The sequence below is a fragment of the Sphingomonas sp. CROZ-RG-20F-R02-07 genome, from assembly GCF_022662335.1.
Lineage (GTDB): Bacteria > Pseudomonadota > Alphaproteobacteria > Sphingomonadales > Sphingomonadaceae > Sphingomonas.
Map to the genome: position 1 here is coordinate 324,562 of NZ_JAKNQJ010000001.1, position 24,243 is coordinate 348,804.

The 24,243-nt window shown below is 66.0% G+C and carries 32 protein-coding genes; 26 read left to right on the forward strand and 6 right to left on the reverse strand.

Annotated elements, in window-relative coordinates; translation table 11 throughout:
• A complete protein-coding gene (locus tag L8H00_RS01545; protein WP_242095458.1) occupies positions 1 to 762 on the reverse strand; it encodes a class II aldolase/adducin family protein in 762 nt (253 codons plus the stop codon).
• 122 nt (positions 763 to 884) lie between these two features.
• Between L8H00_RS01545 and L8H00_RS01550 the strand changes: the two genes are divergently transcribed.
• Positions 885 to 2,243, forward strand: a complete 1,359-nt coding sequence (locus L8H00_RS01550; protein WP_242095459.1) for a sugar MFS transporter — start codon at positions 885 to 887, stop codon at positions 2,241 to 2,243.
• An 81-nt stretch (positions 2,244 to 2,324) separates the two neighbouring features.
• Positions 2,325 to 2,732, forward strand: coding sequence for a protease inhibitor I42 family protein (locus L8H00_RS01555; protein WP_242095460.1), 408 nt, complete (start codon positions 2,325 to 2,327; stop codon positions 2,730 to 2,732).
• Between the two features lie 20 nt (positions 2,733 to 2,752).
• On the opposite strand, the gene L8H00_RS01560 is transcribed toward L8H00_RS01555, so the two are convergent.
• From L8H00_RS01560 to L8H00_RS01580, 5 genes are all read right to left on the reverse strand, one after another.
• On the reverse strand, positions 2,753 to 3,937 hold the full coding sequence (locus L8H00_RS01560) for an acyl-CoA dehydrogenase (RefSeq protein WP_242095461.1): 1,185 nt from the start codon (positions 3,935 to 3,937) through the stop codon (positions 2,753 to 2,755).
• A 56-nt stretch (positions 3,938 to 3,993) separates the two neighbouring features.
• Positions 3,994 to 4,782 carry a tryptophan 2,3-dioxygenase family protein gene (locus tag L8H00_RS01565; RefSeq protein WP_242095462.1) on the reverse strand — a complete coding sequence of 263 codons (789 nt, stop codon included), beginning with the start codon at positions 4,780 to 4,782 and terminating at the stop codon, positions 3,994 to 3,996.
• Positions 4,783 to 4,848: 66 nt separating this feature from the next.
• Positions 4,849 to 5,118: a hypothetical protein gene (locus tag L8H00_RS01570; RefSeq protein ID WP_242095463.1), complete on the reverse strand. Its 270-nt coding sequence runs from the start codon at positions 5,116 to 5,118 to the stop codon at positions 4,849 to 4,851.
• A 359-nt stretch (positions 5,119 to 5,477) separates the two neighbouring features.
• Positions 5,478 to 6,041 (reverse strand): SHOCT domain-containing protein, encoded by a 564-nt coding sequence (locus tag L8H00_RS01575; protein ID WP_242095464.1) that lies wholly within the window; start codon positions 6,039 to 6,041, stop codon positions 5,478 to 5,480.
• Complete coding sequence (locus L8H00_RS01580) at positions 6,038 to 6,829, reverse strand: S24 family peptidase (protein WP_242095465.1); 792 nt, start codon at positions 6,827 to 6,829, stop codon at positions 6,038 to 6,040. The genes L8H00_RS01575 and L8H00_RS01580 overlap by 4 nt, the downstream gene beginning before the upstream one ends.
• Positions 6,830 to 7,117: 288 nt before the next feature.
• Here L8H00_RS01580 and L8H00_RS01585 point away from each other — a divergent pair, with 288 nt between their 5' ends.
• The 24 genes from L8H00_RS01585 (at position 7,118) to L8H00_RS01700 (ending at position 24,169) form a co-directional block, all read left to right on the forward strand.
• On the forward strand, positions 7,118 to 8,269 hold the full coding sequence (locus L8H00_RS01585; protein WP_242095466.1) for a hypothetical protein: 1,152 nt from the start codon (positions 7,118 to 7,120) through the stop codon (positions 8,267 to 8,269).
• A gap of 88 nt (positions 8,270 to 8,357) precedes the next feature.
• Positions 8,358 to 8,867 (forward strand): helix-turn-helix domain-containing protein, encoded by a 510-nt coding sequence (locus tag L8H00_RS01590; protein WP_242095467.1) that lies wholly within the window; start codon positions 8,358 to 8,360, stop codon positions 8,865 to 8,867.
• Positions 8,864 to 9,088 (forward strand): hypothetical protein, encoded by a 225-nt coding sequence (locus L8H00_RS01595; protein ID WP_242095468.1) that lies wholly within the window; start codon positions 8,864 to 8,866, stop codon positions 9,086 to 9,088. The genes L8H00_RS01590 and L8H00_RS01595 overlap by 4 nt, the downstream gene beginning before the upstream one ends.
• A gap of 204 nt (positions 9,089 to 9,292) precedes the next feature.
• The gene (locus L8H00_RS01600; RefSeq protein ID WP_242095469.1) at positions 9,293 to 10,015 is read left to right on the forward strand and encodes a hypothetical protein; all 723 of its coding nucleotides are present in this window, start codon (positions 9,293 to 9,295) and stop codon (positions 10,013 to 10,015) included.
• A gap of 162 nt (positions 10,016 to 10,177) precedes the next feature.
• Complete coding sequence (locus L8H00_RS01605) at positions 10,178 to 10,549, forward strand: hypothetical protein (protein WP_242095470.1); 372 nt, start codon at positions 10,178 to 10,180, stop codon at positions 10,547 to 10,549.
• Positions 10,546 to 11,007 carry a hypothetical protein gene (locus tag L8H00_RS01610; protein ID WP_242095471.1) on the forward strand — a complete coding sequence of 154 codons (462 nt, stop codon included), beginning with the start codon at positions 10,546 to 10,548 and terminating at the stop codon, positions 11,005 to 11,007. The genes L8H00_RS01605 and L8H00_RS01610 overlap by 4 nt, the downstream gene beginning before the upstream one ends.
• On the forward strand, positions 11,004 to 11,183 hold the full coding sequence (locus L8H00_RS01615) for a hypothetical protein (RefSeq protein ID WP_242095472.1): 180 nt from the start codon (positions 11,004 to 11,006) through the stop codon (positions 11,181 to 11,183). Before L8H00_RS01610 ends, L8H00_RS01615 begins: the two co-directional genes overlap by 4 nt.
• The gene (locus L8H00_RS01620; protein WP_242095473.1) at positions 11,180 to 13,150 is read left to right on the forward strand and encodes a transposase domain-containing protein; all 1,971 of its coding nucleotides are present in this window, start codon (positions 11,180 to 11,182) and stop codon (positions 13,148 to 13,150) included. Before L8H00_RS01615 ends, L8H00_RS01620 begins: the two co-directional genes overlap by 4 nt.
• Before the next feature lie 19 nt (positions 13,151 to 13,169).
• Positions 13,170 to 14,138 (forward strand): AAA family ATPase, encoded by a 969-nt coding sequence (locus L8H00_RS01625; protein WP_242095474.1) that lies wholly within the window; start codon positions 13,170 to 13,172, stop codon positions 14,136 to 14,138.
• A gap of 160 nt (positions 14,139 to 14,298) precedes the next feature.
• Entirely contained in the window at positions 14,299 to 14,766 is a 468-nt protein-coding gene (locus tag L8H00_RS01630) for a helix-turn-helix domain-containing protein (protein WP_242095475.1), read from the forward strand.
• A complete protein-coding gene (locus L8H00_RS01635) occupies positions 14,763 to 15,455 on the forward strand; it encodes a regulatory protein GemA (protein ID WP_242095476.1) in 693 nt (230 codons plus the stop codon). Before L8H00_RS01630 ends, L8H00_RS01635 begins: the two co-directional genes overlap by 4 nt.
• Positions 15,452 to 15,814, forward strand: a complete 363-nt coding sequence (locus tag L8H00_RS18920) for a LuxR C-terminal-related transcriptional regulator (RefSeq protein WP_242095477.1) — start codon at positions 15,452 to 15,454, stop codon at positions 15,812 to 15,814. The genes L8H00_RS01635 and L8H00_RS18920 overlap by 4 nt, the downstream gene beginning before the upstream one ends.
• Before the next feature lie 54 nt (positions 15,815 to 15,868).
• A complete protein-coding gene (locus L8H00_RS01645; RefSeq protein ID WP_242095478.1) occupies positions 15,869 to 16,450 on the forward strand; it encodes a glycosyl hydrolase 108 family protein in 582 nt (193 codons plus the stop codon).
• Entirely contained in the window at positions 16,447 to 16,875 is a 429-nt protein-coding gene (locus L8H00_RS01650) for a hypothetical protein (RefSeq protein ID WP_242095479.1), read from the forward strand. The genes L8H00_RS01645 and L8H00_RS01650 overlap by 4 nt, the downstream gene beginning before the upstream one ends.
• Positions 16,872 to 17,255, forward strand: a complete 384-nt coding sequence (locus L8H00_RS01655; protein ID WP_242095480.1) for a hypothetical protein — start codon at positions 16,872 to 16,874, stop codon at positions 17,253 to 17,255. Before L8H00_RS01650 ends, L8H00_RS01655 begins: the two co-directional genes overlap by 4 nt.
• Positions 17,252 to 17,590: a hypothetical protein gene (locus tag L8H00_RS01660; RefSeq protein ID WP_242095481.1), complete on the forward strand. Its 339-nt coding sequence runs from the start codon at positions 17,252 to 17,254 to the stop codon at positions 17,588 to 17,590. Before L8H00_RS01655 ends, L8H00_RS01660 begins: the two co-directional genes overlap by 4 nt.
• Positions 17,587 to 17,892, forward strand: coding sequence for an ArsR family transcriptional regulator (locus L8H00_RS01665; protein WP_242095482.1), 306 nt, complete (start codon positions 17,587 to 17,589; stop codon positions 17,890 to 17,892). The genes L8H00_RS01660 and L8H00_RS01665 overlap by 4 nt, the downstream gene beginning before the upstream one ends.
• A 34-nt stretch (positions 17,893 to 17,926) precedes the next feature.
• Entirely contained in the window at positions 17,927 to 18,151 is a 225-nt protein-coding gene (locus L8H00_RS01670; RefSeq protein WP_242095483.1) for a hypothetical protein, read from the forward strand.
• Positions 18,148 to 18,444 carry a hypothetical protein gene (locus L8H00_RS01675; RefSeq protein ID WP_242095484.1) on the forward strand — a complete coding sequence of 99 codons (297 nt, stop codon included), beginning with the start codon at positions 18,148 to 18,150 and terminating at the stop codon, positions 18,442 to 18,444. The genes L8H00_RS01670 and L8H00_RS01675 overlap by 4 nt, the downstream gene beginning before the upstream one ends.
• 266 nt (positions 18,445 to 18,710) lie before the next feature.
• The gene (locus tag L8H00_RS01680; protein WP_242095485.1) at positions 18,711 to 19,283 is read left to right on the forward strand and encodes a phage protein Gp27 family protein; all 573 of its coding nucleotides are present in this window, start codon (positions 18,711 to 18,713) and stop codon (positions 19,281 to 19,283) included.
• A complete protein-coding gene (locus tag L8H00_RS01685) occupies positions 19,280 to 19,540 on the forward strand; it encodes a hypothetical protein (RefSeq protein ID WP_242095486.1) in 261 nt (86 codons plus the stop codon). Before L8H00_RS01680 ends, L8H00_RS01685 begins: the two co-directional genes overlap by 4 nt.
• Before the next feature lie 16 nt (positions 19,541 to 19,556).
• Positions 19,557 to 21,221 carry a hypothetical protein gene (locus L8H00_RS01690; protein WP_242095487.1) on the forward strand — a complete coding sequence of 555 codons (1,665 nt, stop codon included), beginning with the start codon at positions 19,557 to 19,559 and terminating at the stop codon, positions 21,219 to 21,221.
• A gap of 136 nt (positions 21,222 to 21,357) precedes the next feature.
• On the forward strand, positions 21,358 to 22,923 hold the full coding sequence (locus L8H00_RS01695; RefSeq protein ID WP_242095488.1) for a DUF935 domain-containing protein: 1,566 nt from the start codon (positions 21,358 to 21,360) through the stop codon (positions 22,921 to 22,923).
• Positions 22,916 to 24,169 (forward strand): phage minor head protein, encoded by a 1,254-nt coding sequence (locus L8H00_RS01700; RefSeq protein WP_242095489.1) that lies wholly within the window; start codon positions 22,916 to 22,918, stop codon positions 24,167 to 24,169. Before L8H00_RS01695 ends, L8H00_RS01700 begins: the two co-directional genes overlap by 8 nt.
• Positions 24,170 to 24,243: the final 74 nt, after the last annotated feature.

Sequence of the window (24,243 nt, forward strand, 5' to 3'; positions counted from 1 at the left end):
TCAGTTGCGCCAGCTCGTGTCGCGCCGATCGACCAGCCGCACCATCGCCTCGAAATCCGCCTTGCCCACGCCGCCGGGGATCGCGACCTTGCCGAGATCGCGCTGGTGGACGGCGATCACCTCGGGTGGCACCTCGATCGGCGTGCCCATCGCGTTGGTGGCGAGCTGGATCTCGCACGCGCGCTGGAGCGACCAATGTTTCAGGAACGCCTCGGGCAATGTGCGGCCCATTACGAGTATGCCATGGTTCTTGAGGAACATCACGCGCTTGGCGCCGAGATTCTCGATCAGCCGCTCGCCTTCTTCGGAGCGCACGGTGACGCCCTCGAAATCATGATAGGCGATCTGCCCGGCGAAGTTGCACGCATAGAAATTGGTGGGGCGCAGGCCGCCCTCCACCGCGCTGACCGCCATGCCGGCGGTGGTGTGCGTGTGCATGATGCAATGTGCATCGGGCAGCCGCGCATGGAACAGCGCATGCTGGGTGAAGCCCGCGAGGTTCACGGGGTAGGGGCTGTCGTCCAGCTTGTTGCCGTCGATGTCGATCTTGACGAGGCTGGAGGCGGTCACCTCGCTGAAGTGCAGCCCGAACGGGTTGATGAGGAACGCGTTCTCCTCGCCCTCCAGCTTCACGGTGATGTGGTTGTAGATCATCTCGGACCAGCCGAGCATGTCGAACACGCGGTAGCAGGCGGCAAGCTGCTGGCGCGCCTCCCATTCGGATGCGGACATGGACGCATTGCGAAGGACGGCGGTGGCCATGGCGTTTTCTCCGATTTCTCTCCGCCTCTGGTATCGCACGGTCGCGGGCGGGGAGCAACTCGCGGGCGTTGCATGGGGTGGCCGCGAGCGCCTATGCTCGGCGAAACTTTCCTGGGGACAGCATGCAGATCGAGAGCAAGCCGGCGGGCGCCGCCACGCGCGACACGCAAGGGGGCTATGACGCGCCCGACCTGCGCGTGTTCGTGTTCGCGCTGTTCTTCATCTTCGGCGGGATCACGTCGCTCAACGACGTGGTCATCCCGAAGCTGAAGGAGCTGTTCACGCTCAACTACACGCAGGCGATGCTCGTGCAGTTCTGCTTCTTCACCGCCTATGCGCTGATCGGCATTCCCGGCGCGCGGCTGGTGAAGCGGATCGGTTATATGCGGGGCGCGGTCGCGGGGCTGGTCACGATGCTGGTCGGCTGTCTGCTGTTCATCCCGGCCTCGCGCAACGGGATCTACGGGCTGTTCCTGCTCGCCCTCTTCGTGCTGGCGAGCGGCGTGGTGATCGTGCAGGTCGTGTCGAACCCGCTCGTCACGTTGCTGGGCAAGCCGCAGACCGCGTCGAGCCGACTGACCTTCGCGCAGGCGTTCAATTCGCTCGGCACGACGATCTTCCCCTTCGTGGGCTCGATCGTCATCCTCGCGCCGCTCGCCGCCAAGACGGGCACCGTCGTTCAGCCCTTCTGGGACGTGACGCGCGTCGTCGATCCGAGCTGTGGGGGTCAGGGGCCGGTGGGCGGCGCGGTGCAGACCACCGCCTATCGCATCGCCGAATCGCAGACCGTCGCACATGCCTATACCGGCCTGGCGATCGTACTGGCGATCATCGCCGCGGTCGTCTGGCTGCTTCGTAACCGGCTGAAGGGCGAGCGGCACGAGGTGACCGATCTCGCGTCGAGCATCGCGCTGCTGAAGCGGCCGCGCGTCGCGTTCGGGGCGCTGTGCATCTTCCTCTATGTCGGCGCGGAGGTGTCGATCGGCTCGACGCTCGTCAATTATCTGCGGTCGAGCCACACGCTGTGCCTGACCGGCGAATCGGCGGGCAAGCAGCTCCTTTTCTATTGGGGCGGTGCGATGATCGGGCGGTTCATCGGCTCGGCGGTGTTGCGCGTCGTCAACCCCGGCAAGGTGCTGGCGGGCACGGCGGTGGGCGCGATCGCGCTCGTCCTGATCTCGATCGCGACGACGGGCGGGGTGTCGGCCGACACGCTGCTCGCGGTGGGGCTGATGAATTCGATCATGTTCCCGACGATCTTCTCGCTCGCCAGCGAGAAACTTGGCCAGCGTGCTGCGGACGGTTCGGGGATCATCAACGTGGCGATCTTCGGCGGGGCGGTCGTGCCGCTCGTCACCGGCGGCGTCGCGGACGCGGCCGGCCTGACGGTCGCGCTCTTGATCCCGGTGGTCTGCTACGTCGTCATCGCCGCCTTCGGCCTGTATGCGCGGCGGCCGGCGTCCGACTATGCGGACGCCTGACCGGGCCTGAACGCCGCCTGTTCGGCCGGCGTTCAGCCTGGGCGGATCACAGCGGAGCCGTCCACCCGCCGGAGCTTCCCGATGCGCCTTCTCTCCGCAACGCTCCTGTCGCTGGCTGGTGGCGTCGCCTCCGCGCTGCTCCTGCCGGCGGCCACCGCACAGCACGGGATCCGCGCACCGCTGACTGAGGCGGATTCGGGCGGCAGCTTCTCGGTGCCGCGCGGCACGGTGGTGACGGTGACGCTGAACCGCGCCGCGGGCACAGGGTATATGTGGCGCTATGTCGCCCGGATCGGCATCCTCCCGGTGGATGCCCGCACGGCGCCGGGCGGGGCGGAGCAGCCCGGCGGTGCCGAGGCGCAGATCTTCCAGTTCCGCACCGTCACCCCGCAGTCCGAGGCGGCGTTCGCGCTGGCGCGACCCTGGGAAGGGGACAGGCCGGCGGCGAAGACGGTGCGTTACGCCTTCACGGCCGATCCGCCGCGCTGAGGCGGGGATCGGCGCGTCGCTCAGAAGGCGGCGATGCCGGTGATCGCGCGGCCCAGGATCAGCGCATGGACGTCGTGCGCGCCTTCATAGGTGTTGACCGTTTCCAGGTTCATCATGTGGCGCATCACCTGATATTCGCCCGAAATGCCATTGCCGCCATGCATGTCGCGCGCGTCGCGGGCGATCGCCAGCGCCTTGCCCACATTGTTGCGCTTGACGAGGCTGACCATCTCTGGCGCGAACCGGCCCTCGTCCATCAGGCGCCCGACGCGCAGCGACGCCTGGAGGCCAAGCGCGATCTCGGTCTCCATATCGGCCAGCTTCTTCTGGTAGAGCTGGCGCCCGGCGAGCGGCGTGCCGAACTGCTTGCGGTCGAGCCCATATTGCCGGCTGGCCGCCATGCAGAACTCCGCCGCGCCCATCGCGCCCCAGGAGATGCCGTAGCGCGCGCGGTTGAGGCAGCCGAACGGCCCCTTCAACCCCGACACGTTCGGCAGCAGCGCATCCTCGCCCACCTCGACCTCGTCCATCAGGATCATGCCGGTGATCGAGGCGCGCAGCGACAGCTTGCCCTCGATCTTCGGCGTCTCGATGCCGTTCATACCGCGTTCCAGCACGAAGCCGCGGATCGCGCCGCCATGCTCGTCCGATTTCGCCCAGACGACGAACACGTCGGCGATCGGTGCGTTGGAGATCCAGGTCTTCGCGCCAGAGATCCGGTATCCGCTCTCGGTCTTTACCGCGCGCGTCGTCATGCCGCCGGGGTCCGATCCGGCATCGGGCTCAGTCAGGCCGAAACAGCCGATCCATTCGCCGCTCGCGAGCCTGGGCAGATAACGGTGGCGCTGCGCCTCCGAGCCATAGGCGTAGATCGGGTACATCACGAGGCTGGACTGGACCGACATCATCGACCGATAGCCCGAATCGATCGCCTCCACCTCGCGCGCGACCAGGCCGTACGCGACATAGCTGGCGCCGACGCCGCCATATTCCTCCGGGATGGTCGGCCCCAGCAGCCCCAATTCGCCCATCTCGCGGAAGATAGCCGGGTCGGTATGCTCGTTCTGGAACGCCTCGATAATCCGCGGCGCGAGCCGGTCGCGCGCATAGGCCTTGGCCGTATCGCGGATCATCCGCTCGTCGTCGGACAGTTGGTCGTCGAGCAGGAACGGATCCGCCCAATCGAAACGCGCCATACCGCTCATGCGAAACTCTCCTTGCCGGCCACGGCCTTGGCCGATTTCCGGGCGTACGCCAACCCCTACAGCCCGGTGCGCACGTTCAGCAGATCGGGAAAGAAACGCTGTTCCACCACGCGCGCCAGATAGGGCACGCCCGCGGTGCCGCCGGTGCCGGGCTTGAAACCGATCACGCGTTCCACCGTCTTCAGATGGCCGAACCGCCAAAGCTGGGTGTGATATTCGAGATCGACCAGCTTTTCGGCGAGCGCGTAGAGATCCCAATAGCGATCGGGTTCGGCATAGACCGCCGCCCAGCAGCGCTCGACATCGGACGAGGCTTCGGCGGGTTGGCAAACGTCGCGGGCGAGCCGCGCCGCCGGCACCGGCAGCCCGCGCCGCGCCAGCAGCGCGACCGCCTCGTCATAGAGGCTCGGCCGCGCCAGCTCCGCCTCCAGCCGCGCCTGCACCGCGGGCTCGTCGGCGAAGACGCCGACCATCTGCGCGTTGCGGTTGCCCATGACGAATTCGAGCATGCGATACTGGTCCGACTGGAAGCCCGAACTCGCGCCCAGGCTGCCGCGCATCGTGGCGTAATCGGCGGGCGTCATGGTGGCCAGCACCTCCCAAGACTGGATGAGCTGCGCCTGGATCCGGCTCACCCGCGCCATCATCTTGAGCGCGGGCGCCACATCGTCCGCCGCGATCCGCGCGCGCGCCTCGCCCAGTTCATGGAGGCACAGTTTCAGCCACAATTCGGAGGCCTGGTGGATGGTGACGAAGAGCAACTCGTCATGCGTCCCGCTCGGCGTCGACTGGCAGTCGAGCAGTTCGGGCAGGCGCAAATAGCGGCGATAGGTGAGGGCGGTCATGGCGTGGGACCTAGCACGAAGTGGAGGAAGTGGAGGCACGAACGCAGTTTCCACTTCGCTCGCGCCTCATCCCTCCACCAGCGTGAGCACGTCGATCATGGCCCGTCCGTCGCCGCGCGCGACGACGGCCAGATCGGCGACCAGATGGCCGCGCAGCGCGAACTCGGCCTCGGGCAGCGCGTCCAGCCATGCCGCCGCATCCGCCTCGAGGGCCAGCACCACCCGGTGGCGCGTGCCGGTAAAGGTCGCGCTCGACCAGGGTCGCGCCGCCAGCGATTCGATCGCGACTGTGTGGTGACAGGACAGGCTGGAGTAGGCGGGAGTATCCGGGATCATCCGGTATAATCTGGGCTTTTCCCCCGGAAATCCTGGGGTTTCGAGGTCGGTTCTGGACCGGCAAGGTTGAATTCGGCTGTCTAGAGTCAACGGTCATTTAGACAGTGCTCGGACAAGACATGCTGGAGTCAGTCATGCCGAGGCGGTCGGCCTCTCAGGATGCTCTTAACGGCGGGAAAGCGGCACTTATTCGTTGATTGGCCGGCCGACGAAGCGTCACATGACGGCTCCGTTCGGCTGCTAAGTGGGCGTTCGATACGCCCACTTAAGGAGATGCCGCCTGTGTCATGCAAACCTGACGGATTTCGGCGGTTTTCCGCGGCTTGCGGTTGGCTAATGACAGCCTTGTAAGTGGGCGGCTATTTCGGGGCGGGGGCGAGATGGCTGCCGAGCAGCGCAGCCTTTTGTGAATCAAATTCGGCACGCGTTATGAGACCGCGATCAAGCAGGCTCGCCAGCTGGGACAATTGATCGGCCGCCGTCTGGGTGACAGGCGACGCGGCGGCCATCAACTCCGGTTGGACGGGAAACATACCAGGCTTGCTACACTGTGACACCGCCCAGTCTGCGCGGCCAACCAGGAGATTGCCGGCAGTGGTGTAAGCGGCGTAGCGCGGCTCGGCGCCGACATAACCGCCCAGTCGGTTCTTGGCGTTTATGGAGACGCAACCCACCCAAGCCCACATGTGCGGCTTCAATGCAGGCTTGATATAGCTCCAAGCGAACCCGCTTGTCCAAGTGAACTGTGCAGCCTCAGGATCAAATAAATCAGTCTTTAGGGCCAGTTCAGTATTCTTCCTGACTACGGTCCAGTCAGGTTTACTGCTCGGCTCCGGCGTTGCCACTCGTTCAGCCGAGATTGCAGCGCTAGGCACGGCTGCCATAAACGACACGAAGGCGATGGTAATGGCTGGCAGCTTCACAGAAAATGACCTTTCACCTTGTGCATCGCCAAAATGTCGCTTTTTGCAATCCGAAGCTCTTGTGGCGGGTTATGCTGGTGAAGAACGATCGAGGAGCCGTTGCGCCGGACAAGTTCTTTTATGAGAACGCGCTGAACGCGATCCGAGTCCCGACTGCGCAGCTGGACGATCACATCGTCGCCGATTTCGATCTTGGCGGCAGGCGAGACGCCGACGCGCTCGCCCGGCTTAAAACGTGGGCTCATGGAATTGCCGACGATCGTTAGCGCGTAAGACGCTTGGTCGTCCGCCAGCGCAGCCGGGCGACGCAGATAATCGAGCACCTCGCTCAGATCGAGTTCAGTTAGCGCAAAGCTGTGGTCTAGATCACCGCCCTCGGCCGACCCATATAGTGGAAGAGGCGCCAGCGCTTGTTCGCCAAAGACCATGCGATTTAGTTCGGTAACGCCAACGGCGTCCGCGCCACGCACTTCAGTCTGAACCGGATAGAGGCCCGCCTCTGCCTCGAAGCGAGCGTGCGTCCAGCCGATCGCCGCAAGCAGAGCCTCTAGCGTGTCTCGCTTCGGATTTCCGTGACGACGCAGATCATTGAAGATGTTGCGCGGCTTGCCGGCAGCCGCCGCCCAGCCTCCCAGCGTGAGGCTCGCGGGCTTGATTCGCATAAGTGCGGCGTAGACGGGGGGGTCGGATGGCTCCTGCATGGTGTTAGGTTCATCTAACAAAACCGGCCGTGATGAAATGTTAGATTCATCGAACATAATTGCTTGAGTGTTCGATTGATCTAACATACATCCCTCGGCTATGGACGTTCCCTCACACGCCGAAGTGGTCGCGCTAGTCGACTCCTTCCTCACTCGCCGTGACATGAAGCCCTCGCGGTTCGGCCGCGACGCGCTTGGCGAACCGCAGTTCGTCAGCCAGCTGCGTGCTGGTCGCATGCCTGGACTGGTCACGCTGACAAAGCTGCGCGACTTCATGCGGGAGCGGGACGAGATTGCGGAGCGATCGGTCATGGTGGCGGATCGTAGCGGCGGTCGACGTGCGGCTCATCGTCTAAATGCAGGGGCCCGCTAGACATGGCGACGCTCCCAACCGATTCACTTCACCAAGAAGCGCTGGCCGACTTCGTGCTAATTCGCACGGCGGATGTCCGCCAAGGTGATCGGCTCCGGCCGATTGATCCCGTGTGGGCGGAAGCTTTGGGCCGGCTGATGCTCCGCGATGGTCAGGACACAGCCATCCAGGTGTGCCGGTTACCCGGCCGGAGTGACTGGGAGCTGGTGACGGGCGGGCATCGCCACGCCGGAGCTATCTCCGCAGGCATCGAGTTCATGCGCGCCGAGATCGTCAGCGCTAACCGCGACGAGCGTCGGCTCCGCGAAATTCGTGAGAACCTGTGGCGGTCGGGGCTCACGCCGATTGATCGTGCAGCCTTCATTGCAGAATCGGTTGCCATCCATAAGCGCCGGGTCGGCATCGATCCTTCCAAGGATGGCCGCGCTGCATCGGCTGCTGCACGGTGGCAGAAAGCCGTGAAAGAGGAGGCTGCCGATACAACCGCAACGATTGCGGTTGTTTACGGCTTCACCGACGCAGTGGCCGCTGAAGTCGGGTTCTCGGCGCGCACGGTCGAAAATGACCTCATGCTTTACCGCCGATTGCAGCCCTCGCTGGTGGAGCGCCTTCGGAAGGCGCGTCACCCCGTATTCGGCAACGCTACCCAGCTCCGTGCCCTCGCGAAGCTCGACGAGCACGCGCAGGCCAAGGTGGTCGATCTGTTGCTAGTGCCCGGCGCGAGCCTGAATTACGACCAGCCGACGACGGTTGGCGATGCCGTCGCACACCCGCTGGGGCCGAAGCCGGCGGGGCCCAAGCCAACGCCAGACGCAAAGAATCTGTCAGCCTTCATTGGGGCATGGCAGCGCATGTCGGTCGCCGACCGGAAAGGCGCGCTAGCCCACCTGGCGCCGCATCTGCCTACCGGCACCCGGATCGTGGATGGGGCCGAGGGCCGTTCCAAGGCCGCGTTCCCAGATCAGCACGCCCAATATCGAGACGAGGCGCTCGCGGCGATCGACCTAATGCGCGACATCGTTGAAGGGCTGCTCGAAGACGAGATCATTCCTGGCGAGCGTGACGGTGACCTCCGTCGAGCGAGTGGCCAGCTTCAAATAGCGCGCTTCACTATCGCCGGGAACGGCTTTGAGATCACGGGTGAGCAGGCATGAGGCCGCGTGCGCTCGCCGGCAACCGCGGTCTGCTGTTCGCGCTGCCGATCGCGGCAATCCTGAATGGCGTGCTGCTCTGGTGGTTCGCATGACGCCGCTGGAGATCAAGGTCCTCGATTACGCCCGCGAGTTCATGGCGCAGGCGGAATTGTCCCCGCCGGTGCGTGAACTCGCCGATGCGGTCGGCGCCAGCGTGTCGAGCACACACCGCGCGATCAATGGCCTCGTGAGGCGAGGGCTGCTGTCGCGCGAGCCGCGCGTTGCGCAAGGCCTGAGACTGGCAAACCTGCCCGAGCTGCGCGGGGTCCCCACGGACGTGCTCGCGGGTGAGCTGGCCCGCCGCGGCAAGACGCTCGCATCGCTCAACATGCGCGAGCCGATGGCGGTGAGCGGCCAGCGCACTTGCGCTGCTGATACCTGCGGACACGCTGTCCAGCGCGGACACCTGATGTGCCGAACGCACTGGATCGGCCTGCCGATGTCCCTGCGCGACCGCATCATGCGGAGCAACGGCGCTCGCGATGTCCGCGCGTTCGAGCGTGCCGTCACCGAGGCGCGCGATCTTATCGACAGTGGCGAATGGAGGCGGCGGGCATGAGCGGGCTGACGAAACTCGGCGGTGAAATCCTAGACTTTCACGACTCGGGCATGGCTCCCGATTTGATCGCCGTGGTGCTGAAGGTGCCCGAGGCGATCGTTCGTTCGATCATCAACGCCTATGCCGGCACGACCGATCACGCCGACGTGCTCGAAGAGCTGGCGGGCGGCGCGCTTCCCGCGCCGACCACGCTCCGCCGTGTGGCCGGGCCGCATCTGTGATGGCCCGGCATTCCGACGTGGTCAGCACGCGGGAGCACCGCGAGCTGTTCCAGCGGGCGATCCGCGAGGACATAACGATGGAGGAGGCTCGTCGCCGCCAGTCGGCAGACCGCTGGGCTCATACTGACTCCCGCCTTGCGTCCAAGCGCACAGCGCCCCTCCACGCTAGCAACGAGGAGCGCGCGCCGCGCTTTTGGTGGGATCGTGACTGATCGTCCGTCGCTGCACGCGCGTCGCCGGGCCGTGCGCAACCTGCGTACGGCCCCCGGTTTCCTGACCGAGTCGCGCGTCGAGCGCATCCTCGCGCTGCTGAACGGCGCGCCAGCGCACCCCGCCGCGGCAATCCCCCTTGCGCCGGTCGCGCCTGCCGCCGTGCAGCCGATGGAGGCGCCCGTCGCGCCTCCATCGGCGCCGATCGCGCCGGCTGCCCCGCCCGCACCGGCGCCCAAGCGCGTCGCTCCGGCGGCGCCCACGACGCCTGCGCTCCCGGCGCCCGCCGCGGCCGCACCGCCGCCTGCCGCCAACGCTGTCGATCAGTCGATGGCCGTAGCGCCTGCGTTGGTGCCGACCGAGGACCGCTTGCCGCCCGCGCCGCGTCGGCTCGCGTTCATCGGCACCGACGCGGAAATCGCAGATCGCAAGGCCATGATCGCGGCTGCTGCCGCCAAGCTCGGCCGGGCTGTTATCGAAGTCACAAAGCCAGCGCCACGTCTTGGCGGCCCCGCATCGTCCGCGCCCCGAAAAACCTACGGCGGCGACAACGGCAGCGCCGCTCCCGCGATCGACTGGCTGCGCTCGAACGGCGTGTCGGTGAAGGCCGCGACCACCGGCGTGTTCGGGACCCGCTATCTCGTCTCCAACGAGTTGGGTGAGCTCGACGTGGCAGCTGTTGTCGCTCTGGCGCGACGCAAGGGCTTCGCACGATGATATCGGCTTGCGCCCCAAGTGCGCGGGGATACCGCGTTCTCTATCGCCCCGGCACGATCTGCCCAGGTTGCGGCACCACGTCGTGGCACGTCGGTCGTCACTCGGCGGAATGCGCGCGCTGCACAACCGCGCTCCCGCTCGCTCCCGTCGAGCGCTCGACCGATGCGTGACGGTGCCACCAGGATCGAGGAGCTGGAGAACCAGCTGGTGATCGCCAAGGTGCTTGCGCGGCGTTTCTGGCGCGCGCTCGCAAGCCGCGTAGATCGCGCCAGCGCCGTCCTGTTCGCTGAATCCTTGAGCCACGAAGCGCTCACGGTGGTCGATAGCGCTTTCGACGCCGCTGAGATCGTCTGGAATCGCCAGCGCATTCTTGTCGAACCTGTTCGTCGCCTGCTCGACGCACCCTCGGCTCGCATCGATCATAACTGGCCGGTCCAAGACGAAGCCTATCTGGCGCGCCTGCCGAATGGCGAGACGCGCAACCTCACCCGCGCCCAGCTGCTCATGATGGCCGGGATGGATGCCGACGCATGAGCAAGCGCCGCCCCTCGATCGATCCGTCACAGCTCGGGTTCACCTTCACGCCGCCGGTCCCGGCGAGCCGTGAGGCGGACCTTGCCGGGCTCGATCGCGTGGTCGCTGCGTCCGTCGCGGCGGCGCTGAAGGATGATCCGCGCTCGCGTCACGAGGTTGCCGGCGCGGTTTCGTCGCTGCTCGATGATACGGTGAGCAAGGCGATGCTTGACGCCTATGCGTCGGAGGCGCGCGACGCGCACAATATCTCGGCGGGTCGGCTTTTCGCGGTGATCGCGGTGACCAAGCGGTTCGACCTGCTCGATTCGCTCTGCCGCCGGATCGGCGCGGCCGTGCTCGTCGGCGAGGAATTGCAGACGGCGCGTCTTGGCCACCTGAAGGCCCAGCGCCAGCGGCTTGATGACGAAATCCGGGCCCTTCGCACCACCGTTCAGCCGATCGAGCGGGGGCAGCGGTGAAACGCAACCTCGGCAAGCTGCCCAAAGCAGCGATCGGCAAGAGGGTGCGCGGCATTCTCGCATCCGGCTCACACTTCGGCGGCACGGACGGCTGGGCGGCAGATGGCCGCGCCGGCTGCCGCTGGGAACTGATCGGCGACCCCTTCGACATCGAATTTTATGAGGTAATCGCGTGAAGCTTGGCGGGGGAAAAGACTGGTTCACCGCAGGCGAACTGGCGGAGCTCGCATTGCCCGGCCTGGGCAATCTGAAGCGTCGGATCAACGAGCGGGCGGCGGCGGAAGGCTGGGCGCTTCGTACCGGATCATTTGACGAGCCGCTCGCCCGACCGCGCGCGGCGCGCGGCGGCGGTCTCGAATACCACGTCAACGTCCTGCCAGCCGCCGCACGCGTGGCGCTGGCGTCGATGGGGATCGCTGTCATTGCCGACGTGGTCGATGCACCGCAGGCGCGGGTATTGACCGGCGCCGCGCAGTTGTGGCGCTGGTTCGACGGCACGACCGCAAAGGTGAAGGCCGAGGCGTCGCGCCGGAACGCGGCGGTCGGAAAGGTCGAGTTCTACGAAAGCGCCGGATTGACTCGCTCGGCGGCGGTCAGCGCTGCGGCAAAAGACGCGGCGATCGGCGCATCGACACTCTGGAGCTGGTTGGAGCTGATCGTCGGCGTCTCGGCGGCGGACCGCCTCCCATACCTCGCACCGCGCCGCCAGGGCGGCGGGACGGAAGCTGCGATCGATCCTGGCGCGTGGCAGTTTCTCGTCTCCGACTATCTGCGTCCCGAGCAGCCGACGTTTTCCGCCTGCTACTGGCGAATGGTGAAAGATTACGCGACGCCGCGTGGCATCGCAGTCCCCGTCGAGCGGACGCTCCGCCGCAAGCTCGATCGCGAGGTCGACGGTCGCCTGATCGTCGCGCGTCGTGAGGGTGCCGAAGCGCTCCGCCGCAGCCTCCCCGCGCAGGAGCGCTCGGTCGCGAGCCTCCACGCGCTCGAAGCCGTCAACATCGACGGTCACAAGTTCGATGTGTTCGTGCGCTGGCCGGATGGTCGCGTCGGTCGACCCATGATGGTCGGCATTCAGGACATCATGAGCCGCAAAATTCTGGCTCACCGGATCGATGAAAGCGAGAACGCTCTCGCCACTCGCCTCGTGTTCGCCGACCTGTTCCGCGACTACGGCATTCCCAAGGCATGCCTGCTCGATAACGGGCGGGCATTCGCATCCAAGATGATTACGGGCGGCGCCAAGAGCCGTTTTCGGTTCAAGATCAAGGATGAGGAGCCGACCGGCGTTCTCACGGCCCTCGGCATCACGATCCACTGGGCGACGCCCTACCGAGGCCAATCCAAGCCGATCGAGCGCGCATGGCGCGATTTTTGCGACACCATCTCGAAGCATCCAGCGCTGGCCGGCGCGTACACCGGCAACAAGCCGGACGCGAAACCCGAGAACTACGGCTCCAAGGCGATCCCGATCGAAGAGTTTCGAAGCGTCGTCGCGGCCGGGATCATGGCGCACAACGCCAAATCCGGTCGCCGCACCGAAACCGCGCAGGGGACGCGCAGTTTCGACGACGTGTTCGCGGCCTCCTACGCGGCGGCCCCGATCGGCAAGGCCACGGTCGAGCAGCTGCGTCTGGCGTTGCTCACGGCCGAAGAACGGACGTGCGACCGGCAGACGAGCGTCGTGACACTGGAGGGCAATCGCTACTGGGCACCCGAGCTGTCCGACCATAGCGGCAAAAAGCTCACCTTGCGGTTTGATCCCGATAATCTTCACGGCGAAGTTCACGTCTACGATCGTACGGGCGAATTCATTTGTACCGCGCCCGCGATCGAGGCTGTCGGGTTCTTCGATAAGTCATCGGCCGGAGCGCGCCGCGCCCAGGAAGCTGATCTCCGTCGTCTTGTACGCGAGCAGGAGAAGCTGGCGGGGCTGCTCGATGCAGCGACGCTCGCGGCGATGATGCCGGCGCACCCCGACGAGACGCCTGACCTAGTGCCGAGCGTCGTGCGGCCCGTCCGCCACCGCGGTCAAACGGCTGCCGCGCTCAAGCACCTTTCATCGGTCGCTGAGGCGCCCGTGACGACCCCCGTAATCGACCGGTTCGCAGCGGCGGCAGCTCGCCTGCGCATCGTCGACTGATCCCCAAGGAGCTTATCTCGTGAACAACCCCGATTCCTTCCCCGTCGATGTCTCCGAACAGCGTGACTGGATCAATGCCGAGAAGGCCGCGAAGGGCCTGAGCTGGACGCAACTCGGCACGCTGGTCGGCATCCCTTCCGGTACGCTGTCGCCGTTTGCCGCTGACCAATATGCCGGCAATGTCGAGCGCGTCGCCCGCGCGATCTACAAGTACCGCCAGACGATCACCAGCCAAGCCGCGCGCGCCCAAGGTTTGGCCCGCGACCCAGGCTATTTCGAGACAGCCACGTCCCGCCGGCTGCGCGGTCTGCTCATCATCGCGCACATGGGCCGCATCACGGTGGGCGCGACCGGTCCCGGCACGGGCAAGACGATGACCCTGCGAGAATATTGCGCGAGCACGTCGAACTGCTGGATCGGCACGATGCGGCACACCGACAAGTCTGTGAACGCGATGATGGCAGAGGTGCTCCGCGCGCTCGGCGTGCCAGCCAAGGGCACCGGCTGGGGCCGGCAGATGTCGCACATGGTTTCGTCCAGTGTGGCGGGAAAGCGGGGCCTGCTCGTGATCGACGAAGCCAATCACCTGACATGGGAGTCGTTGGAAGAGATTCGCGCATGGCACGACGACACCGGCGTGGGCGTGTGTCTCCTCGGCAATGAGGAACTGCTGATGCGCATTCAGGGCGGCCCGCGCCGGGATGCCTTTGCGCGCCTGAACAGCCGAATCGCGCAAAGTCATATCCAGAACCTTCCGGTCGAAGAAGACGTCGAGGCCTTTTGCGATGCTTGGGAGCTCGCCGACCCGGCCGTCCGCTCGATGCTATCGCGGATCGCCCTGACGCCTGGTGCGGGCGGTCTGCGCGAGTGCCGTCAGATCGTCGAGCAGGCATCCATGCTGGCCGCCGACGAGGATCGGCCGCTCGCCTTTGCCGATCTGCGCGATGCGCAGGCTGGACGCGCCACCAAGCATATCCGCACGAGCTGAGGAGTCGATAGATGCTTCGTTTCCTAATCGCTGAACACCGCCGTAATCCTTGGATTGCGCCGGGTGTGTTCTTGACCGGTTGTGCAGCGTTCGGCTCGGCACTTCCTGACATTCTGCACGTCATCCGATCGGTGTTGTCGTGACGTGCTTCGCATCTAGCGTGATTTCGCCGGGAAGCGTCTCGATCGCGAGCGTGCTTGAGCATGTGGCCTTCGAAACGGAGTTCGCCGTCTCCGACATCATTGGCCGGAGCCGCAAGCTGCACCTGGTGCGCACGCGCTATGCCGCCGCATGGCTGGCGCGGCGCCATACGGGCAAAACGCTCACCCAGATCGGGCGGGCATTTGGAGGCCGGGATCACAGCACCGTCACCCATGAGATCACGCGCGCCGAACAGCTGCGCGGAGTAGACGATTATTTCTGCTGGTTGACCGATCAGCTGGACGAGCAGCTTGCTCGCGTGGCTGGCGAGGACGCTGCCGTTGAGCTCGCCGATAGCGTGATTCGCCACCTCGCCGACTGGCGTGGTCGTCCCGAAAACCTTCCGCATGCGCGGTATTCACGCCGTCAGGGAATGACGCTCTGGAGCCAGCTGGCCCTGCGGGTCGCGCAGGAGACGATGGCATGAAAGCCGCCGCAGCTCCCGCGCGCTTCGATCGCGCCGACCAGCATCGCCGGTCGATGCTGGCCAAGGTCCATATCGCCAAGAAGACGCTCGGCCTGACAGACGACGATTATCGAGCGGTGATGCTGCGCGTCACTGGCCGGGTGAGCGCGGGTGACTGCTCGTCGGTCGAGCTGGACAAGCTGTTGAAGGAATTCGAGACCAAGGGTTTCTCAGCAAAAGCACGAACTGGTCCGGCCCGCCCGGCAGATCATCCGGCGGCGAAGAAAGCTCGTGCGCTCTGGATTTCACTCTACCATCTCGGCGCGATCGACGATCCGTCCGAACACGCGCTGGAGACGATAGCGCGCCGCATGCTGCGTATCGATCGTCTTCAATGGGCGAACCAGGCGCTTGCCTACAAGCTGATCGAGGCTCTGAAGGCGATCGGCGATCGCCACGGTTGGAACCAGTCGATCGAAGGCGTCGCGGTGCGCAACGTGCCCGTCGTGCTGCGCCGCCGGCTTGTCGAGACGATCATGGGCAAGCTGAAGGCGGAGGCGATCATCCCCGCCGATTGGTCGCTGACACGCGCCGCATACGATTTGGGCGGCATCCGTTTTGAGGGGCTAATGCTGGCCGGTGTCGAAGACCTCGACCTTGTCGCTCAGGCGCTTGGTGCCAAGTTGCGCGCAGTCAGAGACGCGCGGTGAGCAGCCGGCCGGGGCCTGAGCTGGAGACGCTGATCGGCGAGGAGGCGCTTGTCCGCCTCGCCGAGGCGTTCGGCGGCACCCGGCTGTTCGTTCCGGCCAAAATGACGGCCAGCCATGCAATCGCCAAGGCCATCGGTCTGCCGGCTGCGCGGATCATGTCGGAGCGCCTCGCGCCCGACGTTGTGCGCGTCCCGCTTGCACGTGAGCAGCGTGCGCTGCACTATCGCGCGATCGGTAAGAGCAACGCGCAGATCGCGCGGGCACTCGGGATCACCGAGTCGGCGGTCGACAAGCTTTTCCGCCGCCGTTCTGACGCCCCGGCAAAGGGCAGCGCTCAACTCGGTCTTTCGTTCGACTAATGCTGTCCTAGGCCAGCATGTTGGCACGACGCTCCAGCCCGCAAAGTCGGGTTTATGGGCACCACCGCTACGATCGACATCGACGGCCTGATCGACGCCGTCATTGGCCGCGAAGGCAGCTATTCCAACAATCCCGCTGACAAGGGCGGCGCCACCATGTGGGGCGTCACCGAACAGGTGGCACGCGCCTATGGCTATCAGGGCGACATGCGCGTCCTGCCGCGCGCCACCGCGGCGGCGATCTATCGGCGGCGGTACTGGAGTGACGTGGGCTTCGACCAGGTCGCACTCCGCTATCCCGACATCGCCGCCGAGCTTTTCGACATCGGTGTGAACATGGGCACGGCGATCGGCGCCACGTTCCTCCAGCGCGTGCTGAACGTCTTCAACCTGGGCGGCGCGCAATATGCCGATGTGACCGCCGATGGTCGGCTGGGCGCCGTCACGTATCTCGCGCTCGACGCCTTTCGCCAGCGCCGCAGCGACGAGGGCGGTGCGCGCGTGCTGGAGGCGATCCGCTCCCTCCGCGGCGCGCGCTACATCGAGATCAGCGAAGCGCGCCCCGCGAACGAGGCGTTCACCTACGGGTGGTTCGGCCGGATGGTTGCAATGCTGAAGGGGGTCGTCGGCCGATGAATTTCGGGCTGTTCGCGATGCTGGCGGGCTTCCTGCTGCCGCTGGCGCTGATCCTGCGGCTTGGCGCGCAGGCCGTCTGGGAGAGCTATCGCGGCTGGAGCCATCCCGTCGTGCTGGCGCTGACCAGTACCGCGCTGCTGACCGGCATTCCGGTCGTCGCTTTGATCCCCAGCGTCCTGACCGTGTGCGGCCGGCCGAACGCGGCCGGAGCCCTCCTGCTCGAATATGCCGGCACGGGCTGGGGCACCATCAAGCTCGCGCTGACGCTGGTGGCCGTGCTCTTCGCCGACATCGCGATGCCGCGCGTCTGCGCGCAGCTTGTCGTACTGCCGACCACGTCGGTGTGGCCCAGTCGCCGCTACCTGCTGCGCGACGTCGGCATGATCGCAATCCTCCTGATCGTGGCGTGGCTCGGTGCGCGGTGAACAGCTCGGTCATCATTCCAGGGCCGGAAGTCGTGCTTTGGTGGGGTGTGCATATCCCCGTCCTTTCAGCGGCTTTCGGCATTGCCGGCATCCTGCTCGGCCATCTCATGGCGCCGGCTGCGGCGGTTCCGCTGCCGCCGAGGCGGCAGGCGGCGGTCGTCATCGCAGGGGTGCTGGTGTCGCTCGGCATCTCGATCTCCACGGGCCAGCGTCCCTTGGTGGTCCTCGCTTGGAGCATCGGCATCGGATTCGCCGGCATCACCATTTTTCAGACGCTCGGCGGCCAAGCGACGCGAGCGTCCAGGGACCTGACCGACATGGTCATCGACAGGATTACCGGTCGCGCGAGCGGCGCCGGGGGGAAGGATAGCGCGCCGTGACGGTCGGGGATTATTTCATTTCGTTCGTGGTCGTGGTCCTGGTGCTGATCGCCGCGTGGCGCGGCGGGCAGGTCAATCCGACCGGCACCGGTCGCCTGGGCACTCGCATCGGCGAGCTTGAGCTGAAGGTCGGCGAGCACGGCGTCAAGATGGCGGCGATCGAGCGATCGGTGCTGGAGCTGGCGGATACCGCGCGACACACGAACGACGGCATCCAGGCGCTCCGGATCGAGCTGGCGGCTGATCGGGGCGTGACCGAGCGGACATGGGAGGCCACCGATCGGCTCCAGAAGTTTTTCATGGAAGAAGGCTTCCGACGGATTACCGACCGATGACCGCGTCGTTCTTCGACTTCACCATGAGCCATGCGAGGCTGGCGATCCTGCGCGCGCTCACCGAGGCGGTCCAGCACACCGCCAACGACAGCACGCTCTTCATGGAGATGGAGCGCCTCGGCCTGCCGGTGACCCGCGATCAGTTGCGAACCCAGCTCGGTTGGCTGGAGGAACAGGGCCTCATTCGCCTTAGCCGCCCGACCGATAGCCTGCTTGCCGTGACGCTCCGCGAGCGCGGCGCCGATGTCGCGGTCGGCCGATCGTTCGTCGACGGCATCCAGCGGCCATCGCCCGGCCGATAGGCCGGCCCCAGTTCAACACCCGAGGAGACGTGGAATGAAGATCGACCTGCACCAGCTCGCGAACCAGGCCATCCGCATCGGTGGCCCGATCGTCCTCGCGGCGATTGCGCACAAGATGGCCACCAACAAGCCGATCGTCGGCGGCGCCGCATCGACGGGAAGCGACCTGAAGACCGTCGCCGTCGAGATGGCAACGGCGGCGCTTTCTCAGCGGCTATCGGTCGTCGAACAGAGCTTGGCGATGCAGGCGGGGCAGTGATCCCGGCCGATCGCATCGCCGAGGATGCGCGGCTGATGATCCTGCGCGAGCTGGCCACTCAGACAGACGGCCGATCCAACGATCTCGTGCTCGATCGCGTGCTTGATGCCTATGGCGTTCGGCGCTCGCGCGACTGGCTCCGCACCCAGATGCGCAAGCTCGCCGAGCTGGAGGCCATCCGGATCGAGGATGTTGGCACGCTGTTGGTCGCAACGCTGCGCAAGGCGGGCCGCGAGCATGTCGAGCGGCGTGCCGTAATCGAAGGCGTCTCGCGCCCCGCCGACGAGGATTGATCCATGGCCCGCTCGCCTCGCCGTGCCGGCTGGCGTTCCAAGCAGGAAGCGCCTGCCGTCATCGGCCCCATGTTGCGCCAAGCCGGCTTTATCGGCTCGGATAGCGACCCCACGTCCGTCCGCGCCTCTTACGACGCGGACGGGCGACCGCGGCGCGTTCACGCCCGCTATGCCGATGGTTGGACGTGCACCATGCACCTGTCGCTCGACGGTGGGTTCTCACTAACGCAGTCGATCCGCATGCGCGTGACCGGAAGGATGCCGGCATGACCGACGATCGTCGCCAGGGGCGCGGCCGGCTGTCCTCGCTCGACCTCATGCCGGAGGAGGCCGAAGCCGATATCGTGTGGGCACTGGAGCAGCTGCGCGAGCGCGCGATGCCCCAGAATGCCATCCTGGACGAGTTCAACGCCCGTATTGCCGATCGCGGGATCGCGAAGGTGAGCAAGTCCGCCTTCAGCCGCTGGTCGGTGCGCAAGGCGATCCAGTTCCGCCGCCTGGACGAAGTCCGCGCGATCACCAGCGATGTCGTCACCGGCCTCGGCACGGATGGCGCCGATCAGGTGACGGTGGCCGTTGCCGAGATGCTGAAGGTCGCAATCTACGAGTCGCTCGAAGGTCAGCTCGATCCCAAGTCGATCATGGAGCTGTCGCGTGCGCTTGGGTCCGCCGTAGCCGCACAGAAAACGTCGGCTGACCATCGCCGCAAGCTGGAGGAACAGGTCAACGCCAAGGTCGAAGCTGCGGCCGAGACGGCGACGGCATCGGCGCGCGAGGCGGGACTCAGTGCCGATCGCGTCGCCCAGATCAGGCGCGACGTGCTGGGCGTGCGAACGTGAAACAGAACGACGCTGCCTTTCCTCTAACCTTGATCCGCATCCCTTCGCGGTTCGAGGTCGACGACACTGGGCCGACGATCGCGGTCGCGACATTTCGTCTCGGTCGGGGCCCGTGCGGCAAGGACGTCGTCGAACTCGCCATCGATTTCGGCAAGCTGGCGCTACGTATCACGCAGCGACATGGAGATGGGACGGAGACTGATTTCCTCTACTTCTACGTCGATCTGACGGGCCGGATCGAGGTCAGCTATGGCTAAGGTTCCTGCAACCGCCATGGCTGCCGCGCTGGCGGCTGCCGCCGTCGCCGCGCCGCCCCCAGTTCTGCCGCACGATCCCGCGCGCCTTCCGCAGGAGCTGCCGCGTGGCAGCGAGCTCCCGGCGGATCATGATCCGCTAGCAGCCGGCATCCTCATGCAGCACCAGCTGGAATGGCTGGAAGACAAATCGGACCTGAAGCTCGGCGAAAAGGGCCGTCGGTGCGGGATCACCTACGCCGAGGCGCTCGACGACACGCTGATCGCGGCGTCATCGCGCGCGGCCGGCGGCGACAACGTGTTCTACATTGGCGACACGAAGGACAAGGGCAGGGAGTTCATCGGGTACGTCGCGCACTTCGCGAAGATCGTCGCGAAAGAGCTCGGCGTCGTCGAGGAGTTTCTGTTCGAAGATCAGCTTGACGACGGATCGTCGCGGATGATCTCGGCGTACCGCATCCGGTTTGCGTCGGGGTTCCGTGTCGAGGCGCTGTCGAGCCGGCCGGAGAACATCCGCGGCCTCCAAGGCGTGGTCGTTATCGACGAGGCAGCGTTCCACCAGGACGTGCGCGCGGTGCTCGATGCCGTCAACGCGCTCCTGATCTGGGGTGGTCGTATCCGCGTGATCTCGACGCACAACGGTATCCTCAACCCGTTCAACGAGCTGATCCGGGAAGCAAAAGCGGGCAAGGTGCCCTTCAGCCTCCATTTCATCCCGTTCGCCAAATCGGTCGCCAACGGCCTGTTCAAGCGGGTTTGCCTGCTGCGCGGCAAGCCGTGGTCGGCTGAGGCCGAGGCCGAGTGGGAAGCCCAGATCAGGACGGCGTACGGATCGCGTACCGCCCAGATGCACCAGGAGCTCGATGCTATCCCGGCGGATGCCGAAGGGGCGGCCCTCACACGCGTCGCGATCGAGGCGGTCGGCGATCGGTCCGTGCCGATCGTCCGTTGGCTGCTGCCGGACGAGGCGAAGACCGCGCTGCCGGAAATCCGAAACGCGATCGTTCGCGATTTCTGTCGCGAGAAGCTGGCGCCAATCCTGGCAATGCTCGACCAGAACCGGCGCCACGATCTCGGCTCCGACTTCGCACGTACCGGCGACGGTGCCGGTACGATCGTGACCGAGCTGGGGCAGGACTTGGTCCGCCGCACGAAGCTCGTCTTGGAAATGCACAACGTGCCTTTCGAGATGCAGCGCGACGTGCTGTTCTTCGTCCAGGATCGGCTGCCCCGCTACGGACACGGCGCCTTCGACGCTGGCGGCAACGGAGCCTACATCGCTGAGGTGTCGGCGCAGCGCTACGGCGCGCGGATTAGCGAGATCAAGCTCAGCCAGGATTGGTATCGCGTGAACGGCACGGCGTATGTCGAGGCCTTCGGCGATCGCTCGCTCCTGGTCGCGGCGGACGAGGATGTCGTGCGCGACCACCAGGCGCTGAGCTACGTCGGCGGCATCGTGAAGGTGCCGGACGATATGCGCTACAAGGGATCGGACGGGCTCCAGCGCCACGGCGATACCGCGATCGCCGGCATGCTGGCGTGGTTCGCCTCGCGCCAGGGCGCGGCCGAATACGGCTATGAGCCGGTGACCGCCGAAACGGCGAGCCCGTTCGCCGACGATGGTTTCAGCCACTTCGACGGGTTTCGGCAGCCGCTTGGCGCTCGACTGCGCGGCTCGTTGTGAAGGGCCCCAGGAAGCGCCTGCGGGATGGCGGGGCGGCCCGACGTGGCCGGATGCCTAAGAGCCCATCTCTTAGGGCCTCTTACAGCCTCTTAATCAGTAATTCAGATGGTCGGCGACCGACCGGGATGCGTGGACGATGACGGAACTGGTCGATCAGTATGGGCGCCCTCTCCGCCGCGAGGTGCTCACCCAAGAGATCGCCGGGCCCACGCTCGCCGGCTTGCGCAGCCCGATCGCCGGCTATCCGGCCGATGGTCTGAACCCGATGCGGCTCGCGCAGATCCTGCGCGGTGCCGACATGGGCGATCCCCAGCGCTATTTCGAGTTGGCGGAGCTGATCGAGGAGCGCGACCTCCATTACGTCGGCGTTCTCGGCAAGCGGAAACGCTCCGTCGCGCAAGTCGATGTCACCGTGATTTCGGCCAGCGACGATCCGCGCGATGTCGCGATGGCCGATATGGTCCGTGAATGGCTGGATCGCGACGAGCTTGAAGACGAGAAGTTCGATATCCTCGACGCGATCGGAAAAGGCGACAGCTTCACCGAAATCGTCTGGGACACGAGCGAGGGGCAGTGGCGACCGGCGCGGCTCGAATGGCGTGATCCGCGCTGGTTCGAATATGACCGCCGCGACGGCCGCACGCCGCTGCTGCGCGGTGGGGAGAGTGGCGTCAGCCAGTCGATCCCGCTGGAACCGTTCAAGTTCATTCGCCACACTGTCAAGGCGAAGTCGGGTTTGCCGGTCCGGTCGGGCATCGCGCGGATTGCCGCCTGGGCCTGGATGTTCAAGGCGTTCACCCAGCGCGATTGGGCGATCTTCACCCAGACCTATGGCCAGCCCGTGCGCTTGGGCAAGTTCGCGAGCAGTGCCAGCGATACCGACAGGAACACCCTCTACCGTGCCGTGGCGAACATCGCGGGCGACATGGCCGCGATCATTCCCGAGGGCATGTCGATCGAGTTCATCGAGTCGAAGAACGTCGGCGCCGGCAGTGAGCTGTACGAGCGTCGTGCGGACTGGCTCGACAGCCAGATATCCAAGGCGGTGCTCGGCCAGACCGGCACGACGGACAGTAAGAAGGGCGGTCTCGGCGACAGCGGCAACAAGGTCCACCAGGCGGTCGAGCAGAACATCGAGAAGGCTGATTGCAAGGGCCTCGCCGCAACGCTGAACCGCGATCTGATCCGCCCGTGGATCGATCTCGAATATGGGCCGCAACAGCGCTACCCCCGCATCAAGATCGAGCGGCCCGAGGCGGAAGACCTGAAGCTGTTGGCGGACGTACTCGACATCCTGGTGCCGCTTGGCATGCGCGTCAGCGCGGGCGAGGTCCGCGATAAGATCGGACTGGCCGATCCGGCGCCCGACGATCAGCTCCTGGTGGCACCTCCAAGCAAGGCGTTGCCTGTCATCGCGCCGTCGCTGCAATCTCAGCAGCCGGTGGCGGTGGTGAAGCCATCGACAGCGCCAGCCGACCAGATCGCCGACCGGATGGTCCAGGAGACGGCCGGCGGCATCCAGGGATGGCTGGCCAAGCTCGGCGAGATGATGGGAGCCGCCACCAGTCTCCCCGAACTGCGCGAGATGGTCGCCAACGCCTATCCGACGCTCGATACGGCGCCGGTCGCCGCCAAGCTGGCGGACGGCTTCGTCGCCGCGCAAGCGGCGGGGATCAGTGACGTGGAGGACACGGGTGCCTGACCAGCCGAGCGCGGTGTCGGGCGTTTTCCGGCGTCCCTTCCGCGAGCAGGCGGCTTTCTTCCGGCGCAAGCTCGGCAACCTTGTGCCAACCCAGCGCTGGGATGACATCACCGCCGAGGCACACGACACCGCGTTCATGGTCGCCGGAGCGCAAAAGGCGGACCTGCTCGCCGATCTCGCGGCGTCGGTCGACCGCGCGATCGTCGAGGGCAAAAGCCTCGAATCGTTCCGGCAGGATTTTCGCGCAGCCGTCGATCGGCACGACTGGCACGGGTGGACAGGCGAGGACACCAAGGGCGGCACGGCCTGGCGCACCCGGACGATCTACCGGACCAACACCTATGTCTCCTACGCCGCCGGGCGACGCGCGCAGCTCCAGTCGAGCAATTGGCCTTTCTGGGTCTATGTTCATGGCGGATCGCGCGATCCCCGGCCCGAGCACCTCTATGTGTTCAATGGCCTGGTGCTACCCCCCGATCACCCGTTCTGGATCACGCATTATCCGCCCAGCGACTGGGGGTGCAGCTGCTACGTCGTCGGCGCGCGGTCGGAGCGGGGCGCACGTCGGCTGGGTGGCGACCCCGCGCGCAAGCTTCCCGATGGCTGGAACAGGATGCTGCCGGCCACTGGCGAGCCGCTCGGCGTCGGCAAAGGGTGGGGCTATGCGCCGGGCGCCAGTGTCGCCGGCCCGGTTTCGGCGATCGCCGGGAAGATCGGCGCTTGGGATTACCAGATCGGCAAGGCGTTCATGAGCGAGATGCCGCCGGCGGCGCGCGACGCGATCGCCGATGCCTATCGCCGACTCCCGTCTGTTCAGGCTGACCTCACGCGTTTCGCGCAGCGGACGTTGGACGATGGCGCGAGCGAGGGCGGCGACGAACCCGAAACCCGCACGATCGGCGCGCTGACCACGGCGGCGGCCGATCAGATCGGTTCGCTGATCGGCCGCGATGTCGCCGGCTATGACTATTCGATCGAGCGTTCCGCGATCGGCCATGTCGAGGCTCGTCACGGTGCAGCCGAGCGTGACAGTGCGCAGCGACCCGTCCAGGCGGCGGACTATGGCCGTCTGCCAGCGGTCCTTGATCAGCCCGACAGCGTGTCGGCACTGGGCAAGTCTGACACGGGGCTAGCGGTTATCGAATACCGCCGGACGCTGGACGGAGAGGATTTCGTCGCGCGCTTCGAAGTGCGCGGGAAGAAGCGGCGCACGCTCGCGCTCAAGACGTTCTTCATCAAACAGTAAGAGGGGAGTGAGACCGAGCCTCCAGCCTACGCCTTGCGCGACCTCCGGGTTATCGGCCCGGCGCTGCGATGCTC